The following is a 17,888-nucleotide window of genomic DNA, read 5'->3' as shown; positions in this document are numbered from 1 at the left end:
ATCCTTAAATATAGATGATATTCGCTTAATTACTTAGAAAATTCAAAGTTTATTTCTCATGTTTGAAGTGGATTTCTTCCGAGAAAAAAGGGCGCCTCCGATCCATAAGATCTTACGGCACCCCTTGCTGTTATGTTAGCTATTCCTCATCGTCTGCAAACAATTCGCGAAGCATCGCTCCCCGATTGTTAACAAATTCCTTCGTGATCATATAATGGTCCGTTTCTTCCAGGCTCGATTCCTCCACCCCGTCGGAGGTCAGCTTGTATATAATGGAATCCGGATAAGCCATGACGATAGGGGAATGGGTGGAAATAATAAACTGCGAATCCTTCTGCACCAGATCGTAAATCCGCCTCAGCAGCGCTAACTGACGGAACGGGGACAGCGCCGCTTCCGGCTCGTCCATAATATAGAGCCCGTTTCCCCAAAAGCGATGCAAAAAGGTGGCAAAAAACGATTCACCATGTGACTGCTGATGGAGCGATTTGCCGCCGTAGGAATCTTTAATGGGAGGGCCGATGCTCTCTTCGGCATCCAACCGGTCGATATTTGTCGCGACGTTATAATAACTCTCCGCCCGGAAGAAAAACCCGTCACGCGGTTTCCGCGCGCCCCGGACGGTTCGAATATATTCGTGCAGCTTGGAATGGGTCTCCTCGGTCGAGAATGAGAAATTTATCGTCCCCCCTTCCGGATTAAATCCGAGTGCCGTCGCAATCGCTTCCAACAGCGTCGATTTCCCCATGCCGTTCTCCCCGACGATATAAGTAACCTTCGGATGAAAATCCAGCCCGTCCAAGCCCGCTACAGCCGGCAGATTAAAAGGATATTCATGAAATGAAGGAATCCGCTCCCTCATCAGCTCAACACTTCTCAGATAGGCAAGCATAATCGAACGATCCAACCCTTTCCCTCCTTGGTCTCCATAAGCAATTCCTGGATCTACTATATAACATTCCTGCCTCTGTTCCAATTCGGAGCGCGGTTGCTTGCCGCCACCCTTGCAGCCACAAAAAAAGCGCGCAATCACAGACAACGGATGGGAGCCTGTGACGGCGCGCTTCTTCTATATATGCCAAGTGAACTATTCGCGAACGATAAATTGATAGAGATCCTCGACCTTCTCTTCCGTTAAATCTCCACTGTTATCAAACACCTTGATTGATGCTTGCGGAATATCCCAGTTCACTTCCGGAACAAATTCGACGCGCTTCTTAAAGTCGTCCCAGTGATCAAGCTTCCACTGATCCCGCTCGGTCCGTCTGTCAATGATCCGCTCCTTCTGCAAATCCATATCCTGAAGCGCAACCACAATGACCTTCACATCCACATCCTTCTTCGTTAACCCCGCAGACGTAATAACCTCTTCGATCCATTCGCGGTTTTTGAGCTCGGCGGTAAACGGAGAAATCATGAACACGTTCTGTCCTGCATTCAAGTTCTCGATGCAAATATCCTTGGTTGTATCATACTCCAGATCACGCAGATTCTCTTTATAGAAAGAAGAGTCCCGATCGTTTGGATCATGGCCGTTACTTTCAAGGAACTTTTCAACAAAGCGTCCTCCAACCGTATCACGGTCGAGAAATGCAGCCGGCATGCGGACTGCCAGCTTTTTGGCTACTGTAGTTTTACCTGTACCTGCTACCCCAACAAAAAACACCAACTTTTGCAAAATGATACCCCTCCATATCCTATCTCCCCGGTTCTAATTCCTGACCATTATAACTAAACGCGTTCTGTCCGATAACGGGTTTCTTCAATAAGCTCCTCCATCGCGGAGGCCAGGCGTTCCTGCAGCACTTCCGCTACATCGAATCCGCCTTCCTCGGTACGGGCTACCTGAGCATCCACTGCATACACCCCGCCCAGAATATGCCGGGCACCGATGGATGAAAGCACCGGCTTCAGTGAATAGTCAATCGCCAGCAGATGTGCAAGACTGCCGCCAATGAACATCGGAAGCACAATCTTACCAGCCAAACCTTTTTCCGGAATAAGGTCTAGAAAGGTCTTCAGCACACCCGTGAACGAAGCTTTATAAACCGGACTTGCCACAATCACGGCATCCGCTTCGGCCACAAGACCGTTCGCTTTGACAATATGCTCGCTCTCAAACTTCGTATGAATCAAATCCTCCGGCGGCAGTCCCGCCACGTCGATCCGGCTTACTTGGAAATGGGCAGCAGCGAGCGCCTGCTCCGCTATATCCATAACCGCATTCAAGCGGGATCCGACTGTAGGACTCCCGTTAATGATAACAGCTTTCGCCATAACAATTCACCTCGGCTAACCTTATAATGTCATCCTTATCCGTTCCATAAAACAGCTATTAATCTCAGAAAAAAAAAGACTTCACATGGTACTGCAAAGTCTTCTGGTGATTGGCTTGCTTGATCCGACTTTAACAGATATAAATCAGGGCAAACTTGTCAGAATTAATATCATCGTATCAATGTGTCCGCGCTTTTGTCAATGCAGCAGGGAACGGTCGGAAAAACAAACCGCAGAGATGGCAGTAACCAGTGATAACGAATGAGGGAGATAGCCTTCTTGTGGATCCGATTGATGAACATACGTATCGATCGCTCAATGGGCAGATCAGGATGTAACGGTCCCCTTCTCAGGAAGCAGCGGCGAATACATCATAAGCGCATGATTCTCCGTGATCCACTCATCATGAATCAGCTCGCCTTCCCTGCTGAACACCTTGCGCCCGATGACATTATGCCTCGCATATCCGCCCCACGCTTCCTGGGTTATGCGATGATCTCGTTCATAAACTTCATAGCTATAGAGCGGGACGGCGGTGGAGCGCCATTCTCCAATCAGTGCCTCCTCTGACACATGTACCGCCAGCTGGTAGGTGTCGCTGGTTGGATTATAGATCTGAAGGTCCAAATAATTATAGGCACACGTAGCTCCGCTGCCAAACGGTTGGGTCCGATTCGAATCCGGAAAAACATCGTAGCTGTGCCGATGCCGCTCCCTCACTTCAAGCGGGGTGTGCAGGGTCATCCAGTAGATAAGGTTGGAGAGTTGGCACAGCCCTCCGCCCACACCGGCCTTAAAACCTCCATAAAACAAAACCATGCCGTCTACATACCCTTTCCTGCGGGTCGGACGTCCAATGGTCCTCCAATAGGACAGCGTCTCTCCCGGTCGGATCAGAAGTCCGTCCAAATGACGAACGGCAAGACGCAGGTTGATCGCCTTATTATGCTGATACCACATATCAACATTCTTCAACTGGCGTTTTAGCGGAGTTTGGTGCCCGAATACCGAATAGTCCAATGGCGCTGAAGCATGAGTACGCGCGAGTTTACTGCTGCTCTTCATCCATTCCCAATAACGCCGGCAGGTAAAATACTGCTTGCCTGCCCATAAGCGGAATTTTGACCGTTTGACGGGTTTCATCAGGTGACCGTCCTCCCTTGGGTCATTCGATTTAAATTTTGGAAATATTTTACCACACTGCAACCAAAAGATCGTGTGAAAATTGGCAGGAGCTCCTCAGGCATACGATCTTTCTCCTATTTCGGCCGTAAACGGCACCCGGGACTGGGCGAATGCATAGAGATAAGTAATGCATCATCAATCCATGTCATTGATATACCAGAGGAGGAATGAAATGAAGCCCCAGCAGCCCATTCCATATGTAGGCTCCAAAACCGAATGCAAGGAGCAGCCGATCGCCTTCCCTCCCCAGCATCAAAACTGCCAGCCTGGTTTAGAGAGCCTGATGTCGCCGCGCCCGATCAGTGAGGACCCCGCCTACCGGGGCAGCGGTAAGCTGGATGGCAAAGTCGCCATTGTAACCGGGGGCGACAGCGGCATCGGCAAAGCGACGGCCATTGCTTTTGCCAAGGAAGGTGCCGATCTGGTCATTCCATACTTATATGAGACCTCGGATGCCGAAGTCACTAAACAACGAATCGAGTCGCTTGGCAGACGCTGTCTTCTGATGAAAATCGATCTGCGGTACAAAAAGAACTGCGAGACCGTGGTTAGCGAGACATTAGCCTGCTTTGGCAAGGTGGATGTGCTTGTGAACAACCATGCCGTTCAATATGTACAGCACAGCATTTTGGATATTACGGAAGAACAGCTGTATCACACCTATCAGAGTAATATCTTTCCTTTTTTCTTCATGATTCAAGCCGCCCTGCCTCACATGAAATCCGGAGCCTCTATCATTAATACGGCCTCCATTACCGCTTATGAAGGATTTAAGGAGCTTATCGATTATTCCTCAACCAAAGGCGCCATCGTCTCCCTGACTCGATCCCTGGCCCTTTCGCTAGTGGATCAAGGCATCCGCGTCAATTCCGTCGCTCCGGGCTCAGTATGGACACCGCTCATACCTTCCAGCTTCTCTGCTGACGAGGTTGCCGTATTCGGAACGAATTCACCGATGAAGCGGGCCGCACAGCCCTATGAGTTGGCACCAGCCTATGTCTACCTGGCTTCGTCCATCACCTCCTCTTTTGTCACGGGTCAGGCCATTCACGTAAACGGCGGAGAGATGGTCACCAGCTAGTATGGATTCAGCAGGACGTTCGTGGAAATGAATATCAAGCAGAGGATGTGTATCATGAATACCGGTATTCCCAGACGGTCCGGCCGTATGGACATGGGGTTTTACGCGTTAAACAAGCTGGCAAGCGCCGGCATTGCCGTGTTATTGCTGAGCCTGCTCGACTGGGTGTGGCCTTCCAGCGCTGAAAGGGCCTCGGCATGGTTAGGACTTTACATGCCGCAGGAGCACTGGGTATACGGATATGCGTTGACGGCCTCTCTCGCGGCCGACGCTATCCTCTCGTTCCTGCCCACACTGCATAAAGGCAAACAAGCCGCCGTGTACGGAGCGGTCGGATTTCTGTTCTTCGCCCTGTTTACGGGCGGCAATCCGGAACATCTGTGGATCCGCGCAGCAGCTGGAACGCTTACACTTCTCCTATTCTTGTGGGGGAAGCATGCCTTCTCCAGCCAATCCCTGGCCACTCCTTTCTTTGCGTTGGCCGTCCCCGTGCTGTGCTGGGTGATCTGATCCGTCGATTTAACAGAAAGAAGGGCCTTCTGATGAAGGCCCTTCTAGTTCAAAGCATATCAATGACATCCCCGGCGATGACCGATGCGGGATGTCCCCGGTGCCGTGCGGCCCACTCACCGGCACGGCCATGCAGCCACACACCGAGCGCGGCTGCAGACGGACCGGCATAACCTTGCGCCAGCAGGCTGGCAATGATGCCGGTGAGCACGTCCCCGGTACCTCCGGTCGCCATGCCGGAGGTACCGGTTGTGTTGATGTAAGCCTGTCCGTCCGGCGAAGCCACGACGGTACGCGCCCCCTTGAGCACGAGGGTAACCCCGTGCTCGGCAGCAAACCCTGTAGCAGCACCGATCCGGTCCTGCTGCAGCTCCGCGGTCGGCGTGCCCAGCAGCCGGGACATTTCCCCCGGATGCGGAGTCAGCACCGTGGCCGCGGAACGCGGTCTCCAGGCGCTGAAATCGCCGGACGATGACAGCATATTAAGCGCGTCGGCATCCACCACCAGCGGTCCTTCCCACGCTTCCCACAGTCGCCGAAGCCATCTGGAGTCGCCGTCAAAGCGGCCGAGTCCAGGACCTACAGCCAGCACGTCCCGGGTCTTGGCGAGCTCCAGCACCCGCTCAACGGAGGCTTCATTCCAGTTGCCTCCACTCTCTTCATCTGTTGCCGGAGCGAGCATGATTTCCGGTGCAACTCCGCTTAGCGGCAGCACCAGGCTTGCGGGCAGCGCCCAGGTCACGAGGCCGCAGCCCGCGCGAAGCGCCGCACGGGAAGCGAGCAAACCTGCGCCGCTCATCGTGCGGCTGCCGCCTACGGTCAGCACATGACCGTAGGTGCCTTTATGTCCTTCCGCCGTGCGATAACGCGTGACATCCGCATCCAGCTCCGTCCGAAGGACCTGCGGAGTGAGCAGGTGCGTGTGGACGCCCTGCTCCCGGCACAGCGATGCAGGGATGCCGATGGAGCGCACCACCACCCGGCCTGCCGACTCGGCGCCGGGGTACTGCACCAAGCCTCGCTTCAGGAAAGCGAGGCACACCGTCACCGCCGCCGAGATGCACGGCTCATGCCGCGCGCCGGTATCGGCGTCCAGTCCGCTCGGAATATCCGCGGACACGACCGGCAGGCCGCTGTCATTGGCGGCCTGGATCAACGCGGCGTAAGCGCCGCGGGGCGCGCCCGACGCGCCCGTGCCGAGCAGCGCGTCCACGATGCCGGTGAACGCGCCGTAGTCCACGGCGGCACGGCCGTGGACCAGAGCCGGGATGCCGAGCGCTGCCGCGGCATCCCGCTGCACCGCCGCCTCGCCCGTAAGCGAGGACGGCTCGGCGGCGTAGAGCAGCGTGACGCGTACGCCGGCGTCACGCAAGTGCCGGGCGGCGACCACGCCATCGCCGCCGTTATGGCCCTTGCCCACCAGAATGAGCCAGTGCTCCTGCGCAGAGAGCGCGGTGGGCAATCGCACGTCTCCGTCTAGGACAGGCGACGGACGGCTCATCTCCAGGGCAAGATCATTCGCGGCAAAAGGGGGGCCCATAGCAGCCGAATGATCCGTTAAGGCTTCGCCTCGCTCCTGTCCGCTTGTCTGCTCAGGCGCGGAGGCAGTTCCGGCTGCTCCGCTCGTTCCGGAAGATGGTAAGCCGTTCCTTCTTCCCCGCTCGCTCAGGCATAACTTCAAAACTTCCTCTGCGATCGCCTTGCCCGCATTTTCCATAAGTGCTGCCGCCGGAATACCGATCCTATGGATCACATGGTTGTCCAATGCCCTCATCTGTTCAGACGTCACAACATACATCCAAGCTCTCCCCTTTGCTTCGATATTCCTTACACCCTTGCGCCAATGACTGAGGCTGCATCTCCACTACAACTAATAAGCAACGGTAAAACGGGACTTTACAAACTGGGGGTCATCCAGCTCATCGATTATCGCAACGGCGTAATCCTCGGCCGAAATCCGGCTGCTACCGCTCTCATCCGTCACCAGGCGGTCCATGCCAATCCGAAACTGTCCGGTTCGTCTTCCCGGCTCGATGATGGCTGCCGGACTGACATAAGTCCACTCCAAATCACATTCCTTATAGATCTCGTAAGCATCCGCATGCGCGCGGGCGAGCGGTCGGATCTCCTCCGGAAATTCAGGTGTATCCATAAGAGGCACCCCGCTGTCCGCAATAAGACTTCCTGCACCCCCAGCAATCAGCAGACGGGATACGCCGCCGCGTCTCGTTCCCTCCACAATAGTGCGCGCAGCAGCAAGGAGTTCCTCTTCCTGCCCGAATTTGGGACCAAATGCGCTGATCACGGCGTCATGACCTTGAATAGCCTTCTCCAGCGATGAAGGATCCATCACGTCGGCCTCCGCTTTCTTCAACCGTTCATGCTCCGTATCCATCCGATTCGGATTACGCAGCACCGCCGTCACTTCATGACCCCGGCGCAGGGCTTCCTCTGTAATTCGTCTGCCTATCGTTCCACTTGCACCAATGATGGCTATATTCATGTTCATCGCTCCTTAGACTTAAAATTATACTATATCATCCTTCTTCATAAGCGGCATCTATTCTACAGTCCATAGCTTGTCCACCCCCAGCCTTGCTTAGGCAAGACTCTTCTCCTAATTAATTATCCGGTTATGTTCCTCTTCAAACTCCTATTATGCATCTTTACACCCATAATAAAGCCTAAAGACCTATAAAATACGGCGAAAGTAACTCCGATATATACGTAAGTGCTGCATAAATATGAATATAATTCTTTCACAATGACTTTAAGCGCAATCCTTACGTTGCATGCACCTGTCGATTCATGTCGTGTAAGATATCGAAAGGAGAACAACCCTTTATGAAAAAATTTAGTATTCGCTTGCTGACCCTTTGTCTATCCAGCAGTCTCTTGCTGCTTTGCAGTTTCTCCATGTATCCACCCGGCCCGGCCGAAGCCAAAGCCACCCAAAAAGCTACCTGGTTCTGGGAAACTCCGCTGATTGAGAATGCTACACCGGAGATTCTGGATTTCGCCTCCGACCAAGGGGTCAATGTACTCTATCTGCAGATGAACCGTGATGTCCGTCCGGAACATTACCGCAAATTCATTCGCCTGGCCGGTCGGCAGGGCATTGAAGTGCATGTCCTTGGCGGTGCGCCGAACTGGGCGCTGGAATCCGAACGCCACCGTCTCGAAACCTTTATCCAGTGGACGGCCGAATATCAGGCTTCTGCTGCCCCGGATGAACGCTTTGCCGGTATTCACGTTGATATCGAGCCCCATGTGCTGGGCGAATGGAAAACCAATTATGATGCGGTCGTGAAGCAATGGCAAAACAACGTTCGCTATCTGGTAAAGGAAGCTCGCTCCTTAAACCTGCCGATTGCGGCAGATATGACCTTCTGGCTGCATACCTACAAGCTGCCCGATCAATCCATGACCCTCAGCAGCTGGATGATCCAGCAGTTTGATCAGATCGTCATTATGGCATACCGGGATTCCGCCCAGAACATTTACAACCTGGCGGCTGCCGAATTAGCCGAAGCCGACAAATATGGTAAGGAAGCGCTGGTCGCCGTTGAGACCAAATCGAGCAATGAAGGCAACTACGTTACCTTCTTCGAAGAAGGAACGGCCTTTATGGAAAAAGAGCTGTCCAAGGTCACTGCATTGGCAGGCGGCCACGCTTCGTTCTCGGGAACCGCTGTTCACGAATACAGATCCTGGAAGGAATTGCATGGCTTAAACCGCTAACATTGCAACGCACTCATCGTTATCATTCGAAAAAAGATGGCGTCTCAAGAGGCTCTTCCTCTGACGCCATCCTTTATGTTCAGTAGAAGGAATGAGTCCCCTCCATCGGGTAGATCCCTGATCAATCTCAAACGGCCAACATGAGAAGCAGTACGTAACCCACTGTCATCTTCGCTCGCTGAAACGGCGCTTTCTTTACCTGCAGTTCCGTGTTCATCCTGACCCCTCCCGCTCTTTCGATGCTACCGTCTTATTCATATACTATATGCGGGACGGTCTCTTATGTTGCCTTGAGGAAAAATTGTTTGCCAAGAAAAAAACGATTAGCCATGCAAACAGTAGAGTACGATTTAGGCTTCCTGCATAAGCAGCATAACCTTGGCTGCAATGCAGCTCATTCACGATCAGGATAGCGCTTCAAGACGTCCTGCAAATATTGTTCTGCTTCCATTACAAGCTGACGTTCTCCCGTGTTCCATTGATCCCGATTTCGATCGACTGCTAAGAAGGCAGCATGAATCCGTTCGTCGCCATATGTCACACGTTGAACCATCCGTTGCCATTCTTGGGCTAAGGTCCTGGCTAAACGGGATTCGATGGGAACCTTTGAGGCCTTATAAGCTGCAGCTTGCAGCGATATTTTTCTGAACGCATTGTAAAAATCCAATGCAGCCTGCTCAGAGTTAAATGCTTTTTGAAATAGCCGCGAGTCTTCCTCCGAAAATTGGTATTCTTTCCAAGCCGACATATCGACCTCATTCAACGAACGCATGAGATGGGCTAACAGCTCCCAGGGAACGTTGTAACCTTCTTTCATCATTTCCTTTGCGACATGCAATCCGTCAAGCTTGGCTTGGATACTCTCTTTCTGTGAATAGAGCACCGATTCCTGGTAATCTAGAATGTTCTCGATATCCTGCTCCTCGGTGCCCACGATCAATTGTTCTTTGATCTTTCTTAAAGAGAAACCGATGGCTCTATAGAACATAATCTGTTCAAGTACATACAACTGTTTATCATAATATACCCTATGCCCCAGCTCATCTCGCTCCGCCTTAAGAATCCCTTCATTATCGTAATACTGAATGGTTCGCGGAGTTATTCCCGACAATTGACTGATTTCTTTTACGGAATATTTTTTTCCCATGAACCCATTCCCTTCCTGTCCCTTACTCGATTTTCGCTAAAAAAGCTTCTATCGTTTCCAGTAACTCTTTAGGGTATTCCCCGTTAATTGCATGCGAGGCATCTTCAAATACGACCATCTCGCTATTAGGGTCTTTCAGGGAATCCATCCCCGTTTGATACGACTTTTCAGCGTGATGCATCGTCGATTGTCCAGCTAAAATTCCGAGCACCGGTATCGTCAGCTCAGCTAATCGTTCCGGCTTGATGGCTTCCGGCATGGGCAGCTTGCTCTTGAATGTCCGCATACCGGTTTCGATTAATTTGGCGGTCGGGTCGCTGTCATCAACTTCAGCCCCGCCGGATATATAGCTGAGCATTTTCTCCCGGATCGGTTTGGGCACCATGGGCACAGACGCCGGAATGGATACAAGTATCATTTTCAGTGGAATGGGGCCAAACACATAGACAGGGTCCAGCAATATGAGCGAGTGAATCTTCTCATGATGCTTGAGCGCCACATTCGCCGCACTCCACCCGCCGAACGACAGCCCTAATAGGTGGATCTCTGATTCCGGCAGCTGGTCCAGCACTTGCTCTAACCAATCTGCTTGGTCCGCAGCGGTTTCGATCCGTCTGGTTTCTGTGCTTAAACCCGGCTCTCCTATCAAATCAAGGGTATATACAGGCCGGTGTTCTAAAAAGCCGCTTAGATTGGCCTCCCACATGGGTGTAGCAGATCCTTTTCCGGGAAGCAGCAACAAGGGTGTTTTATGTGGTGTATCGCTCTCCCGGAACTTGTAGAGCTGCACCACGCCAAAATCGGTATTAACCTTAATCGATTCAACCGGTTCTGGTAATTGATTCATCGCCTCATCATAAGCCGCCGCGTATTCCTTCTGCCCATCCTCTGTAACAAAACCGCTTAACGACCCGTCATCTCTGAATAGAAAGCCTATTACCGTCAGTATAGCTAGTATAGCAATGAGAATGCTACCCAAGATCAACCATCCTTTTTTTCGTTTCAACTCAATCCCCTCCTAAGGTGACTATAGGATATGACGTAACGTTATACGCAACCCCCATGCTCTCCATAGCTGCCTGTTTCAGAATCGGCTTGAATTCCCTTCCTTCTTGTGCAATAGTGAAAGGTAGAATATTGAAGGAGGGATCGGCTTGTCCCTTACGGAATGGATGGTTGATATCTTTGGCTCTCTGAACGCGCTGGTGGCTGTGCTTCTGGCCACAGCGGTATTTTCGGGCCTGTACATATACAGTGCATCCCGTCTCTTGGGTGCACGCAAGGATTCGCTTGCCCGTATTCGTCAGTCCTTGTCCATCTACACCAGGCTTGCGGGACCTCTCGGCACGGTAATCAATCGACCGACTCGAACGGCTATCCCGGAGGATCTCCTCATCCGACTGCTTCAGGAATGCAAATCCGCAGACCTGCTGATTCGGGAACTCCACGAACAGATTGATACCTTTCTAAGCGACCGCGATGAATCCAGGCTGACAACACTGCACAAACTGCTGAATCGCGAAATCGACCGGCTGATGAAGGAACGCGATGAGCTGGTTGGACGTCTTGAGAAACCCGGATGGGGGATGGGACTATGGCTGCTTCTGAAACCTGCCGTACCTGCACTGTCACTGGGAGCTGCGATCCTGTGGACTGCGATTCTCGTCCAGGAGCTCCGTCAGTCCTCTGCCTGGACAAACCCCGAGGTATGGTGTTTATGGCTCTCCAGTATGATTGCAACGATCTCTTTCTACCGTCTGTTGATGGATTCCAGAAGAAGGTCTCATGGCGTTATCTATACCGTACTGCATCTGCTGATTCTCATCTCTGCATTGACTAATTTAATCTGGATTGAGGCCTCTCCTTACGTTCTGGCTACCCAGTGTTTGCTGTATCTGGCAGGTTTTCGGGTTACAGCCACGCGACAGCGACGCAAGCGTCCCTACGCAGGTCACCCGGAGCTGATGGAGCAATTCCTGCACCCTGCCGGAGAATATGATCCTCTAATTGACTCAGCTGGTCTAACTGAACCGGAGACCGTCAACAGCCCTTTGCGGTCAAGATAAAACAGAACGATGCAGCACATCCAGCCCGCGCCGATCAATACGGCCGGGCTGTTATTTATAATTCATGATCTTCAGATCGCAAGATTTTACGTAAGTACGGATTAATAATCCACTTTTCTCGTGCTTATACAAAAAAAAAGAACTTCCAAATTAGTCATGACATGCGCCTATCATCTGCATCGGTTAACACTCCGATGTCTGCTCAATAGGCCGCATTTCATTATATCTGCGGAAGTTCTGTTTCTGCTTATCCTTAGGGATCATCTTGTGTTCGTTCTTCGCTGCTGGCCGGGCGCCCGGGCTGGTCCCGACGTCTTGACCGTGCCGGAGGCCGTATTCTCGAAACGCTTGCGCTCCGTTCGTTCCATCTGGACGATTTGACCCTCATGCACTACGATTTGCAGCGAACCGAATTCCATGTCGTTCAGCAGGCCTGCTATGCGTTCGAGCCACATTTCATCCACCTTTAACGGTTTAGCCATGGATACGCCTCCTTACCGGGCAAAGCCCCAAAATATATACTCATCGACACGACCTGAAATGATGGGTTACACTTGCTTACACTCGTTAATCATTCTTTTCCAACCAACATAGTATGAATTTACATTAGCATGGGTTGGAAAGGACTGTCAATGAGCATTTTTTCGTGTAAACCAATTTTTAAGCAGCAGTGTAACCAGCGCTAATAACAGCAATAATGAGGCGACGGCGAACGATGCCGAAAATTGATACTCGTTATACAAAATTTCGACATGCAGCGGTAAGGTGTTGGTCTCGCCGCGGATATGGCCGGATACAACGGAGACCGCCCCAAACTCGCCCATCGCCCTGGCGTTGCACAGAATAATGCCATACAGCAGCCCCCACTTAATGTTGGGAAGGGTAACCCGCCAGAATATCTGCCAGCCCTTGGCGCCAAGCGTTACGGCTGCCTCCTCCTCCTTCGTCCCCTGCTCTTCCATGAGCGGAATCAGTTCCTTTGCCACAAACGGAAACGTAACGAATAACGTAGCAAGCACAATGCCGGGTACAGCGAATATAATCTTGATATCATGGGCGCCCAGCCATGGGCCGAACCACCCCTGCCGGCCGAATATGAGCACGAAGATCAGCCCCCCGATGACGGGCGATACCGCGAACGGCAAATCCAGCAGCGTGACAAGCAGATTCTTTCCTTTAAAATGAAACTTCGTTATGGTCCAGGCTGCGATAACGCCAAAAATCGAGTTGAGCGGTACCGCAATTGCCGCTACCAACAATGTCAGCCGAAGTGCGGATAAAGCATCGGGATCGGATAAGGCAGCGATGTATACCTCCCATCCCTTCTTAAACGCCTCAGACATCACGGTAACAAGCGGCAATACGATTAGCCACAGAAGCACAAATCCAGCCAAGCTGATTAATGTCCATTTTACCCACGGTCTCTCCGCTGCTGCCGGAGAGGAGGGAGCGCTGCGTTTCGCTGCAGAAATAGCAGAAGGCACAGTTCCAGCCATTATGTAACCCTCCCCTTAGCGCGCGGTTTTCCGCGACCAATGCTGTAGAATGTTAATGCCCAAGAGCAGTACAAACGAGATGAGCAGCAGAATCAAGGCAACTGCCGTTGCACCGGCGTAATCAAACTGCTCCAGCTTGGTCATGATCAAGAGCGGTGCAATCTCCGTCTTCATAGGCATATTCCCCGATATGAACACCACGGATCCATATTCCCCAATTCCGCGGGCGAAAGCTAATGCAAAACCAGTGAGCAGCGGCGGGATCAGGGTAGGCAGGATTATGGTACGAAAAGTACGCCATCGACCTGCTCCGAGTGTCGCTGCCGCTTCTTCCGTATCCCGCTCCGCATCCTCCAGCACCGGCTGTACCGTCCGTACAACGAACGGTATGCCAATAAACATCAAGGCAAGCGTTATGCCCATGGGCGAGAAAGCCGCCTTGATGCCAAGAGGCTCAAGCAAAGATCCAATCCATCCGTTAGAGGAATAGATCGCAGTCAAGGCAACCCCCGCCACTGCGGTTGGCAGCGCGAAGGGTAAATCGATCAAGGCATCCCACAGTTTTTTACCAGGAAAGTCATACCGCACCAGCACCCATGCCAGCAGCAAACCCAGTAACGTATCGATCAGTGCCGCCATCGCCGCCGTCCCGAGACTCACTCGGTAAGAAGCAAGTACCCTCGGATCACTCGCAACAGACCAGAACTTCTCCCATGTAAGTCCGGTCTGGTTGAGAAGTAATGCAGACAAGGGCACCAGCACTACCAAACTCATATATAACACGGTGAGTCCCATTCCGATTCCAAAACCGGGGAGCACTCTGCGATTACCTCTACCTTGTCTCTGTACTTGGATCAAAGCCATATCCTCTCATCCCCTTCTGCCTTCGGCTTGATGCCGATCAGCTGCCTGGCACGTAAATCTGATTAAAGATGCCGCCGTCATTGAAATGCTTGGTCTGTGTTTCTTCCCATGTTCCAAATACGTCCTTAAGCGTAAACAATTCGATAGTCGGGAATTTCTCTTTGTACTTGTCGGCTACGCTTGCAAGCGTCGGACGGTAATAGTTCTCAGCCGCAATCGTCTGCCCTTCTTCACTGTACAAATAATTCAAGTAAGCTTCCGCAACTTCACGGGTTCCCCGCTTGTCAACGTTCTTATCCACTACGGCGACCGGCGGTTCTGCCAAAATACTGACCGATGGATTCACGATTTCAAATTTATCCGGCCCGAGCTCGTTGATGGAGAGGTAGGCTTCATTCTCCCAAGCCAGCAGCACATCCCCAATCCCACGCTCAACAAACGTCGTTGTCGCACCACGGGCACCACTGTCGAGCACGGGCACATGGGTAAACAGCTCTTTAACGAATGCCTGCGCTTTCGCTTCATCGTTATTGTTCACTTTCAAGGCATATCCCCACGCCGCGAGATAGTTCCAGCGTGCACCGCCGGAGGTCTGCGGATTCGGCGTAATGACTTCCACGCCGTCCTTGATCAGATCCGGCCAATCCTTGATGCCTTTCGGGTTGCCCTTGCGAACGAGGAATACGATGGTCGAGGTGTAGGGAGCGCTGTTATGCTCAAACTTGCTCTCCCAGCCTTCATTGATCAAGCCTGCCTGACGGATCGCATCGATATCATAACCGAGGGCCAGCGTGACCACATCCGCCTCCAAACCGTCGATGACCGAGCGGCTTTGCTTCCCTGAACCCCCGTGCGATTGCTTGAACGTGACCTTCTGTCCCTGCTCCTTCTCCCAATGGGCTGCGAAGGCTTTGTTGTACTGGTCATATAACTCCCGAGTTGGATCGTAAGAAACATTGAGCAGTTCCACACTTGGCTTGCTGCTTGAACCCGAAGCCGGCGCTTCTCCATCGGCGGTTGCAACTGTCTCTGTTTTCTGTGCACCGCAAGCCGTAAGCGCCGCCGTCAACAGCACTGTCAAACCTACGAGTATCCCTTGCTTCAACACCTTTTTCATATGGATCACTCCCCCTACTAATCTCTACTAAACAGGCCTTATGGCAAAAAAAGACGGAGGAAAGCTCGACAGAACAGAGTCAAACCGGCTTCATGCCGTGCCTGCATTGTCTTCGAGCGTTCCTCCGTCGATACGGTGAGAACAATATAATATAATTCCTACCTGTTTAGTGTGTTATGTAGCTATTGTAATAAGTACTCCCCCAGCTGTCAAACCTTTTTTTCAAAAAATTTCAAGTTCGTCACAACTCGGTCCACAGAACCATTTTTGGTGCCACTAACGCAGTCACTGCGCGATTTTCCATTTACTGATGGTTGTATGAAGCTGTTTCCATCCTTATAATTCAACCCCAAAGGAGATGATCACCATACGAAAGCAATCATGGAAAATAATTTCTGCTCTTTTCCTGAGTATCCTTCTGTTCATGCCCGCATTTGCCCAAACAACAGAGGCAGCTCCGCTGTTAAAGCCGGGCAGCGAGAACGGGGATGTCTGGGACCTTCAATATCGTCTGAAAACACTGGACTTCTACACGCAACCGCTGGATGGCATATATGGAGCTAACACAAAAGCAGCCGTTACGCGTTTCCAGAAGGAATACGGGGTGCCCGCTGATGGAATTACCGGTGCACAAACCTGGAGACAGCTGAAAAAATATACGTTAAATCAATCCGAGATGGATATCATGGCAAAAGTCATATACAGTGAAGCCCGCGGTGAGCCCTACAAAGGACAAGTTGCGGTGGGAGCCGTTGTTATGAACCGCATTCAATCCGGCGAGTTTCCGAATGATATTCGGGGCGTTGTTTTTCAAAAGGGCGCTTTTACAGCCGTCGATGACGGCCAATACTGGCTAACGCCGGACCGAACCGCTTATCTCGCTGCAATGGATGCCGTCCGCGGATGGGATCCGACGTACGAATCCCTTTATTACTTCAATCCAAAAACAGCGACCAGCCAATGGATCTGGTCCAGACCGCAAGTGGTGCAGATCGGCAATCACATCTTTGCTCATTAATCCACTGAATGATTAAACACCTGAATTGCTGCAAGCATCGCTCTGGCGAATGTGAACGCTGCGATTTGTAATCAGGTTATCAGGTATACAACAAGGGCTGCCACTCGGCAGCCCTTTTCGTCTTGTTCTATTGTTTGTCTGGTGCACAATTCATGCTAGCTTAGCAGCTCTTATGCCTTCGCTTTCTCAACGGGACAGATGCACACCGGACGTGTCACTTCTAATGTATAGCCTGTAGAGACCAGATTGCCAGTATCCGGATCGATCCGGTAACTTGCGATCAGGCCATTGTCCTGATTCGCCGCAAGCAGGAAGCCATCCGGCAGAATATTAAAATGGCGCGGCGTTTTACCGCCGGAAGACACCCAATTGACTGCACGAAGCGTACCGGCTTCCTGATCGATTACATACTGCACGATGCTGTCATGCCCCCGATTGGAAGCGTACAGATAACGACCGCAAGGAGACACCAGCAGATGCGAGGAGGTGTTGCTGTCCATCACAACGTCCTCCGGTAGGGTGGAAATATGCTGCAATATTTTCAAATCCCCGAACGTTGCATCGTTGGCATAAGCCGTTACCGTACTGTTGAGCTCATTCGTGCCGTATACCCACTTGCCTGACGGATGAAAGGCAACATGCCGCGGCCCCGAGCCCGGCGGCAGACTGATCTCGCGGTGGGTCACGAGTTTGCCGTCCTCCAGACGGTACAGATTCACATCATCCATGCCCAGATCACTGACTACGATATATTGGTTCAGCGGGTCTTCAAATATCGAATGCGGATGCGCCTCCGATTGACGGTCATCCCGGAGCCCGCGTCCGCTGTGCTTGATTTTGGAAGTAATCTCCCCTACCCTGCCGTCTTTCTCCAAAGCAAGCACCGAAATATGTCCATCGCTGTACCCTGTCGTGAGCAGATACTTCCCGCTGGACGTACGAGAGACATGGCATGCCCCGGATGAACCGGTGGACTGAACATTCAGCAGGGTCAATTCACCGTTCACCAGATTGGCCGAATAAGCAGACACATCGCTTTCACCCTTCTCGCTGGCCGCATACAGCACGGAGATGGAGTCGTCAAAATCAAGATACGTCGGGTTCTCTATGCCAGCCGTACCGCCCAATAGACGCAGCTCGCCCGTTCCCCGATCCATCGCCCCCCAATGAATTCGATTCTCTTCCTCTGAACCATAGGTTCCTATGTAAAATATCAGTTCCTGTCCTGCTGTCATGTGCTCCACTCCTTTGTTTAATGAATTGGGCCGGTTGACCCGGCCTGACTCTTACTATGTATTACCCAGCGGAGCCTCATGCTTACCCGACTTTTTACAAGTGGTTCCGGCAGGCAACCGTCTCCTGGTTACTACCAATAATTACTTGTAA

General features: G+C 51.9%; 18 protein-coding genes. 5 read left to right on the top strand and 13 right to left on the bottom strand.

All coding sequences use genetic code 11. The features are described 5' to 3' along the window. Positions 1-139 precede the first annotated feature (139 nt). The 4 genes from M2277_RS11000 to M2277_RS10985 all read right to left on the bottom strand — a co-directional run bounded on the left by M2277_RS11000 (position 140) and on the right by M2277_RS10985 (position 3,420). Positions 140-907, bottom strand: a complete 768-nt coding sequence (locus tag M2277_RS11000; protein WP_063478500.1) for an AAA family ATPase — start codon at positions 905-907, stop codon at positions 140-142. Positions 908-1,087: 180 nt separating this feature from the next. Then, entirely contained in the window at positions 1,088-1,678 is a 591-nt protein-coding gene (locus tag M2277_RS10995; RefSeq protein WP_036643755.1) for a P-loop nucleotide/nucleoside kinase family protein, read from the bottom strand. A gap of 53 nt (positions 1,679-1,731) precedes the next feature. Beyond that, positions 1,732-2,277, bottom strand: coding sequence for an NADPH-dependent FMN reductase (gene ssuE, locus M2277_RS10990; protein ID WP_006208007.1), 546 nt, complete (start codon positions 2,275-2,277; stop codon positions 1,732-1,734). Positions 2,278-2,604: 327 nt separating this feature from the next. Next, complete coding sequence (locus M2277_RS10985) at positions 2,605-3,420, bottom strand: VanW family protein (protein WP_006208006.1); 816 nt, start codon at positions 3,418-3,420, stop codon at positions 2,605-2,607. 214 nt (positions 3,421-3,634) lie between these two features. Between M2277_RS10985 and M2277_RS10980 the strand changes: the two genes are divergently transcribed. Both M2277_RS10980 and M2277_RS10975 read left to right on the top strand, forming a co-directional pair. Beyond that, a complete protein-coding gene (locus tag M2277_RS10980; RefSeq protein WP_006208005.1) occupies positions 3,635-4,543 on the top strand; it encodes an SDR family oxidoreductase in 909 nt (302 codons plus the stop codon). Between the two features lie 27 nt (positions 4,544-4,570). Next, positions 4,571-5,053, top strand: coding sequence for a hypothetical protein (locus M2277_RS10975; RefSeq protein WP_006208004.1), 483 nt, complete (start codon positions 4,571-4,573; stop codon positions 5,051-5,053). A gap of 49 nt (positions 5,054-5,102) precedes the next feature. On the opposite strand, the gene M2277_RS10970 is transcribed toward M2277_RS10975, so the two are convergent. Together M2277_RS10970 and M2277_RS10965 are read right to left on the bottom strand one after the other, a co-directional pair. Next, positions 5,103-6,851 carry an NAD(P)H-hydrate dehydratase gene (locus M2277_RS10970; protein WP_280754761.1) on the bottom strand — a complete coding sequence of 583 codons (1,749 nt, stop codon included), beginning with the start codon at positions 6,849-6,851 and terminating at the stop codon, positions 5,103-5,105. Between the two features lie 72 nt (positions 6,852-6,923). Then, a complete protein-coding gene (locus M2277_RS10965; protein WP_006208002.1) occupies positions 6,924-7,556 on the bottom strand; it encodes an NAD(P)-dependent oxidoreductase in 633 nt (210 codons plus the stop codon). Positions 7,557-7,897: 341 nt separating this feature from the next. Here M2277_RS10965 and M2277_RS10960 point away from each other — a divergent pair, with 341 nt between their 5' ends. Continuing rightward, the gene (locus M2277_RS10960) at positions 7,898-8,794 is read left to right on the top strand and encodes a hypothetical protein (protein ID WP_280754760.1); all 897 of its coding nucleotides are present in this window, start codon (positions 7,898-7,900) and stop codon (positions 8,792-8,794) included. A 394-nt stretch (positions 8,795-9,188) separates the two neighbouring features. On the opposite strand, the gene M2277_RS10955 is transcribed toward M2277_RS10960, so the two are convergent. Together M2277_RS10955 and M2277_RS10950 are read right to left on the bottom strand one after the other, a co-directional pair. Continuing rightward, positions 9,189-9,941: a MerR family transcriptional regulator gene (locus tag M2277_RS10955; protein ID WP_006208000.1), complete on the bottom strand. Its 753-nt coding sequence runs from the start codon at positions 9,939-9,941 to the stop codon at positions 9,189-9,191. 22 nt (positions 9,942-9,963) lie between these two features. Next, a complete protein-coding gene (locus M2277_RS10950) occupies positions 9,964-10,947 on the bottom strand; it encodes an alpha/beta fold hydrolase (RefSeq protein ID WP_063478497.1) in 984 nt (327 codons plus the stop codon). A gap of 148 nt (positions 10,948-11,095) precedes the next feature. Here M2277_RS10950 and M2277_RS10945 point away from each other — a divergent pair, with 148 nt between their 5' ends. Then, positions 11,096-12,007 (top strand): hypothetical protein, encoded by a 912-nt coding sequence (locus M2277_RS10945; RefSeq protein WP_063478496.1) that lies wholly within the window; start codon positions 11,096-11,098, stop codon positions 12,005-12,007. A gap of 260 nt (positions 12,008-12,267) precedes the next feature. Here the strand turns inward: M2277_RS10945 and M2277_RS10940 are convergent, their stop codons facing one another. The 4 genes from M2277_RS10940 to M2277_RS10925 all read right to left on the bottom strand — a co-directional run bounded on the left by M2277_RS10940 (position 12,268) and on the right by M2277_RS10925 (position 15,484). Continuing rightward, positions 12,268-12,489, bottom strand: a complete 222-nt coding sequence (locus tag M2277_RS10940; protein ID WP_006207997.1) for a YezD family protein — start codon at positions 12,487-12,489, stop codon at positions 12,268-12,270. Positions 12,490-12,636: 147 nt separating this feature from the next. After that, the gene (gene cysW, locus M2277_RS10935) at positions 12,637-13,503 is read right to left on the bottom strand and encodes a sulfate ABC transporter permease subunit CysW (protein ID WP_280754759.1); all 867 of its coding nucleotides are present in this window, start codon (positions 13,501-13,503) and stop codon (positions 12,637-12,639) included. Between the two features lie 15 nt (positions 13,504-13,518). Continuing rightward, positions 13,519-14,367: a sulfate ABC transporter permease subunit CysT gene (cysT, locus tag M2277_RS10930; protein ID WP_006207995.1), complete on the bottom strand. Its 849-nt coding sequence runs from the start codon at positions 14,365-14,367 to the stop codon at positions 13,519-13,521. A 37-nt stretch (positions 14,368-14,404) separates the two neighbouring features. Beyond that, positions 14,405-15,484 (bottom strand): sulfate ABC transporter substrate-binding protein, encoded by a 1,080-nt coding sequence (locus tag M2277_RS10925; RefSeq protein WP_006207994.1) that lies wholly within the window; start codon positions 15,482-15,484, stop codon positions 14,405-14,407. A gap of 358 nt (positions 15,485-15,842) precedes the next feature. Between M2277_RS10925 and sleB the strand changes: the two genes are divergently transcribed. Next, positions 15,843-16,502, top strand: a complete 660-nt coding sequence (sleB, locus tag M2277_RS10920) for a spore cortex-lytic enzyme (protein WP_280754758.1) — start codon at positions 15,843-15,845, stop codon at positions 16,500-16,502. Between the two features lie 170 nt (positions 16,503-16,672). Here the strand turns inward: sleB and M2277_RS10915 are convergent, their stop codons facing one another. Further along, positions 16,673-17,737: a lactonase family protein gene (locus M2277_RS10915; protein ID WP_006207992.1), complete on the bottom strand. Its 1,065-nt coding sequence runs from the start codon at positions 17,735-17,737 to the stop codon at positions 16,673-16,675. Positions 17,738-17,888: the final 151 nt, after the last annotated feature.

The organism is Paenibacillus sp. LBL, from assembly GCF_029893715.1.
Classification (GTDB): Bacteria; Bacillota; Bacilli; order Paenibacillales; family Paenibacillaceae; genus Paenibacillus_AQ; species Paenibacillus_AQ glucanolyticus.
The sequence above is the reverse complement of the archived record's forward strand: the minus strand, read 5'-3'. Positions and strand labels throughout refer to the sequence as shown.

Bases quoted from the DNA above. Each gene is read 5' to 3' on its own strand.
- cysT (WP_006207995.1), bottom strand. From the start codon at position 14,367: ATGGCTTTGATCCAAGTACAGAGACAAGGTAGAGGTAATCGCAGAGTG.
- ssuE (WP_006208007.1), bottom strand. From the start codon at position 2,277: ATGGCGAAAGCTGTTATCATTAACGGGAGTCCTACAGTCGGATCCCGC.
- M2277_RS10925 (WP_006207994.1), bottom strand. From the start codon at position 15,484: ATGAAAAAGGTGTTGAAGCAAGGGATACTCGTAGGTTTGACAGTGCTG.
- M2277_RS10985 (WP_006208006.1), bottom strand. From the start codon at position 3,420: ATGAAACCCGTCAAACGGTCAAAATTCCGCTTATGGGCAGGCAAGCAG.
- M2277_RS10965 (WP_006208002.1), bottom strand. From the start codon at position 7,556: ATGAATATAGCCATCATTGGTGCAAGTGGAACGATAGGCAGACGAATT.
- M2277_RS10980 (WP_006208005.1), top strand. From the start codon at position 3,635: ATGAAGCCCCAGCAGCCCATTCCATATGTAGGCTCCAAAACCGAATGC.
- M2277_RS10915 (WP_006207992.1), bottom strand. From the start codon at position 17,737: ATGACAGCAGGACAGGAACTGATATTTTACATAGGAACCTATGGTTCA.
- cysW (WP_280754759.1), bottom strand. From the start codon at position 13,503: ATGGCTGGAACTGTGCCTTCTGCTATTTCTGCAGCGAAACGCAGCGCT.
- M2277_RS10975 (WP_006208004.1), top strand. From the start codon at position 4,571: ATGAATATCAAGCAGAGGATGTGTATCATGAATACCGGTATTCCCAGA.
- sleB (WP_280754758.1), top strand. From the start codon at position 15,843: ATGATCACCATACGAAAGCAATCATGGAAAATAATTTCTGCTCTTTTC.
- M2277_RS10955 (WP_006208000.1), bottom strand. From the start codon at position 9,941: ATGGGAAAAAAATATTCCGTAAAAGAAATCAGTCAATTGTCGGGAATA.
- M2277_RS10970 (WP_280754761.1), bottom strand. From the start codon at position 6,851: ATGTATGTTGTGACGTCTGAACAGATGAGGGCATTGGACAACCATGTG.
- M2277_RS10940 (WP_006207997.1), bottom strand. From the start codon at position 12,489: ATGGCTAAACCGTTAAAGGTGGATGAAATGTGGCTCGAACGCATAGCA.
- M2277_RS10960 (WP_280754760.1), top strand. From the start codon at position 7,898: ATGAAAAAATTTAGTATTCGCTTGCTGACCCTTTGTCTATCCAGCAGT.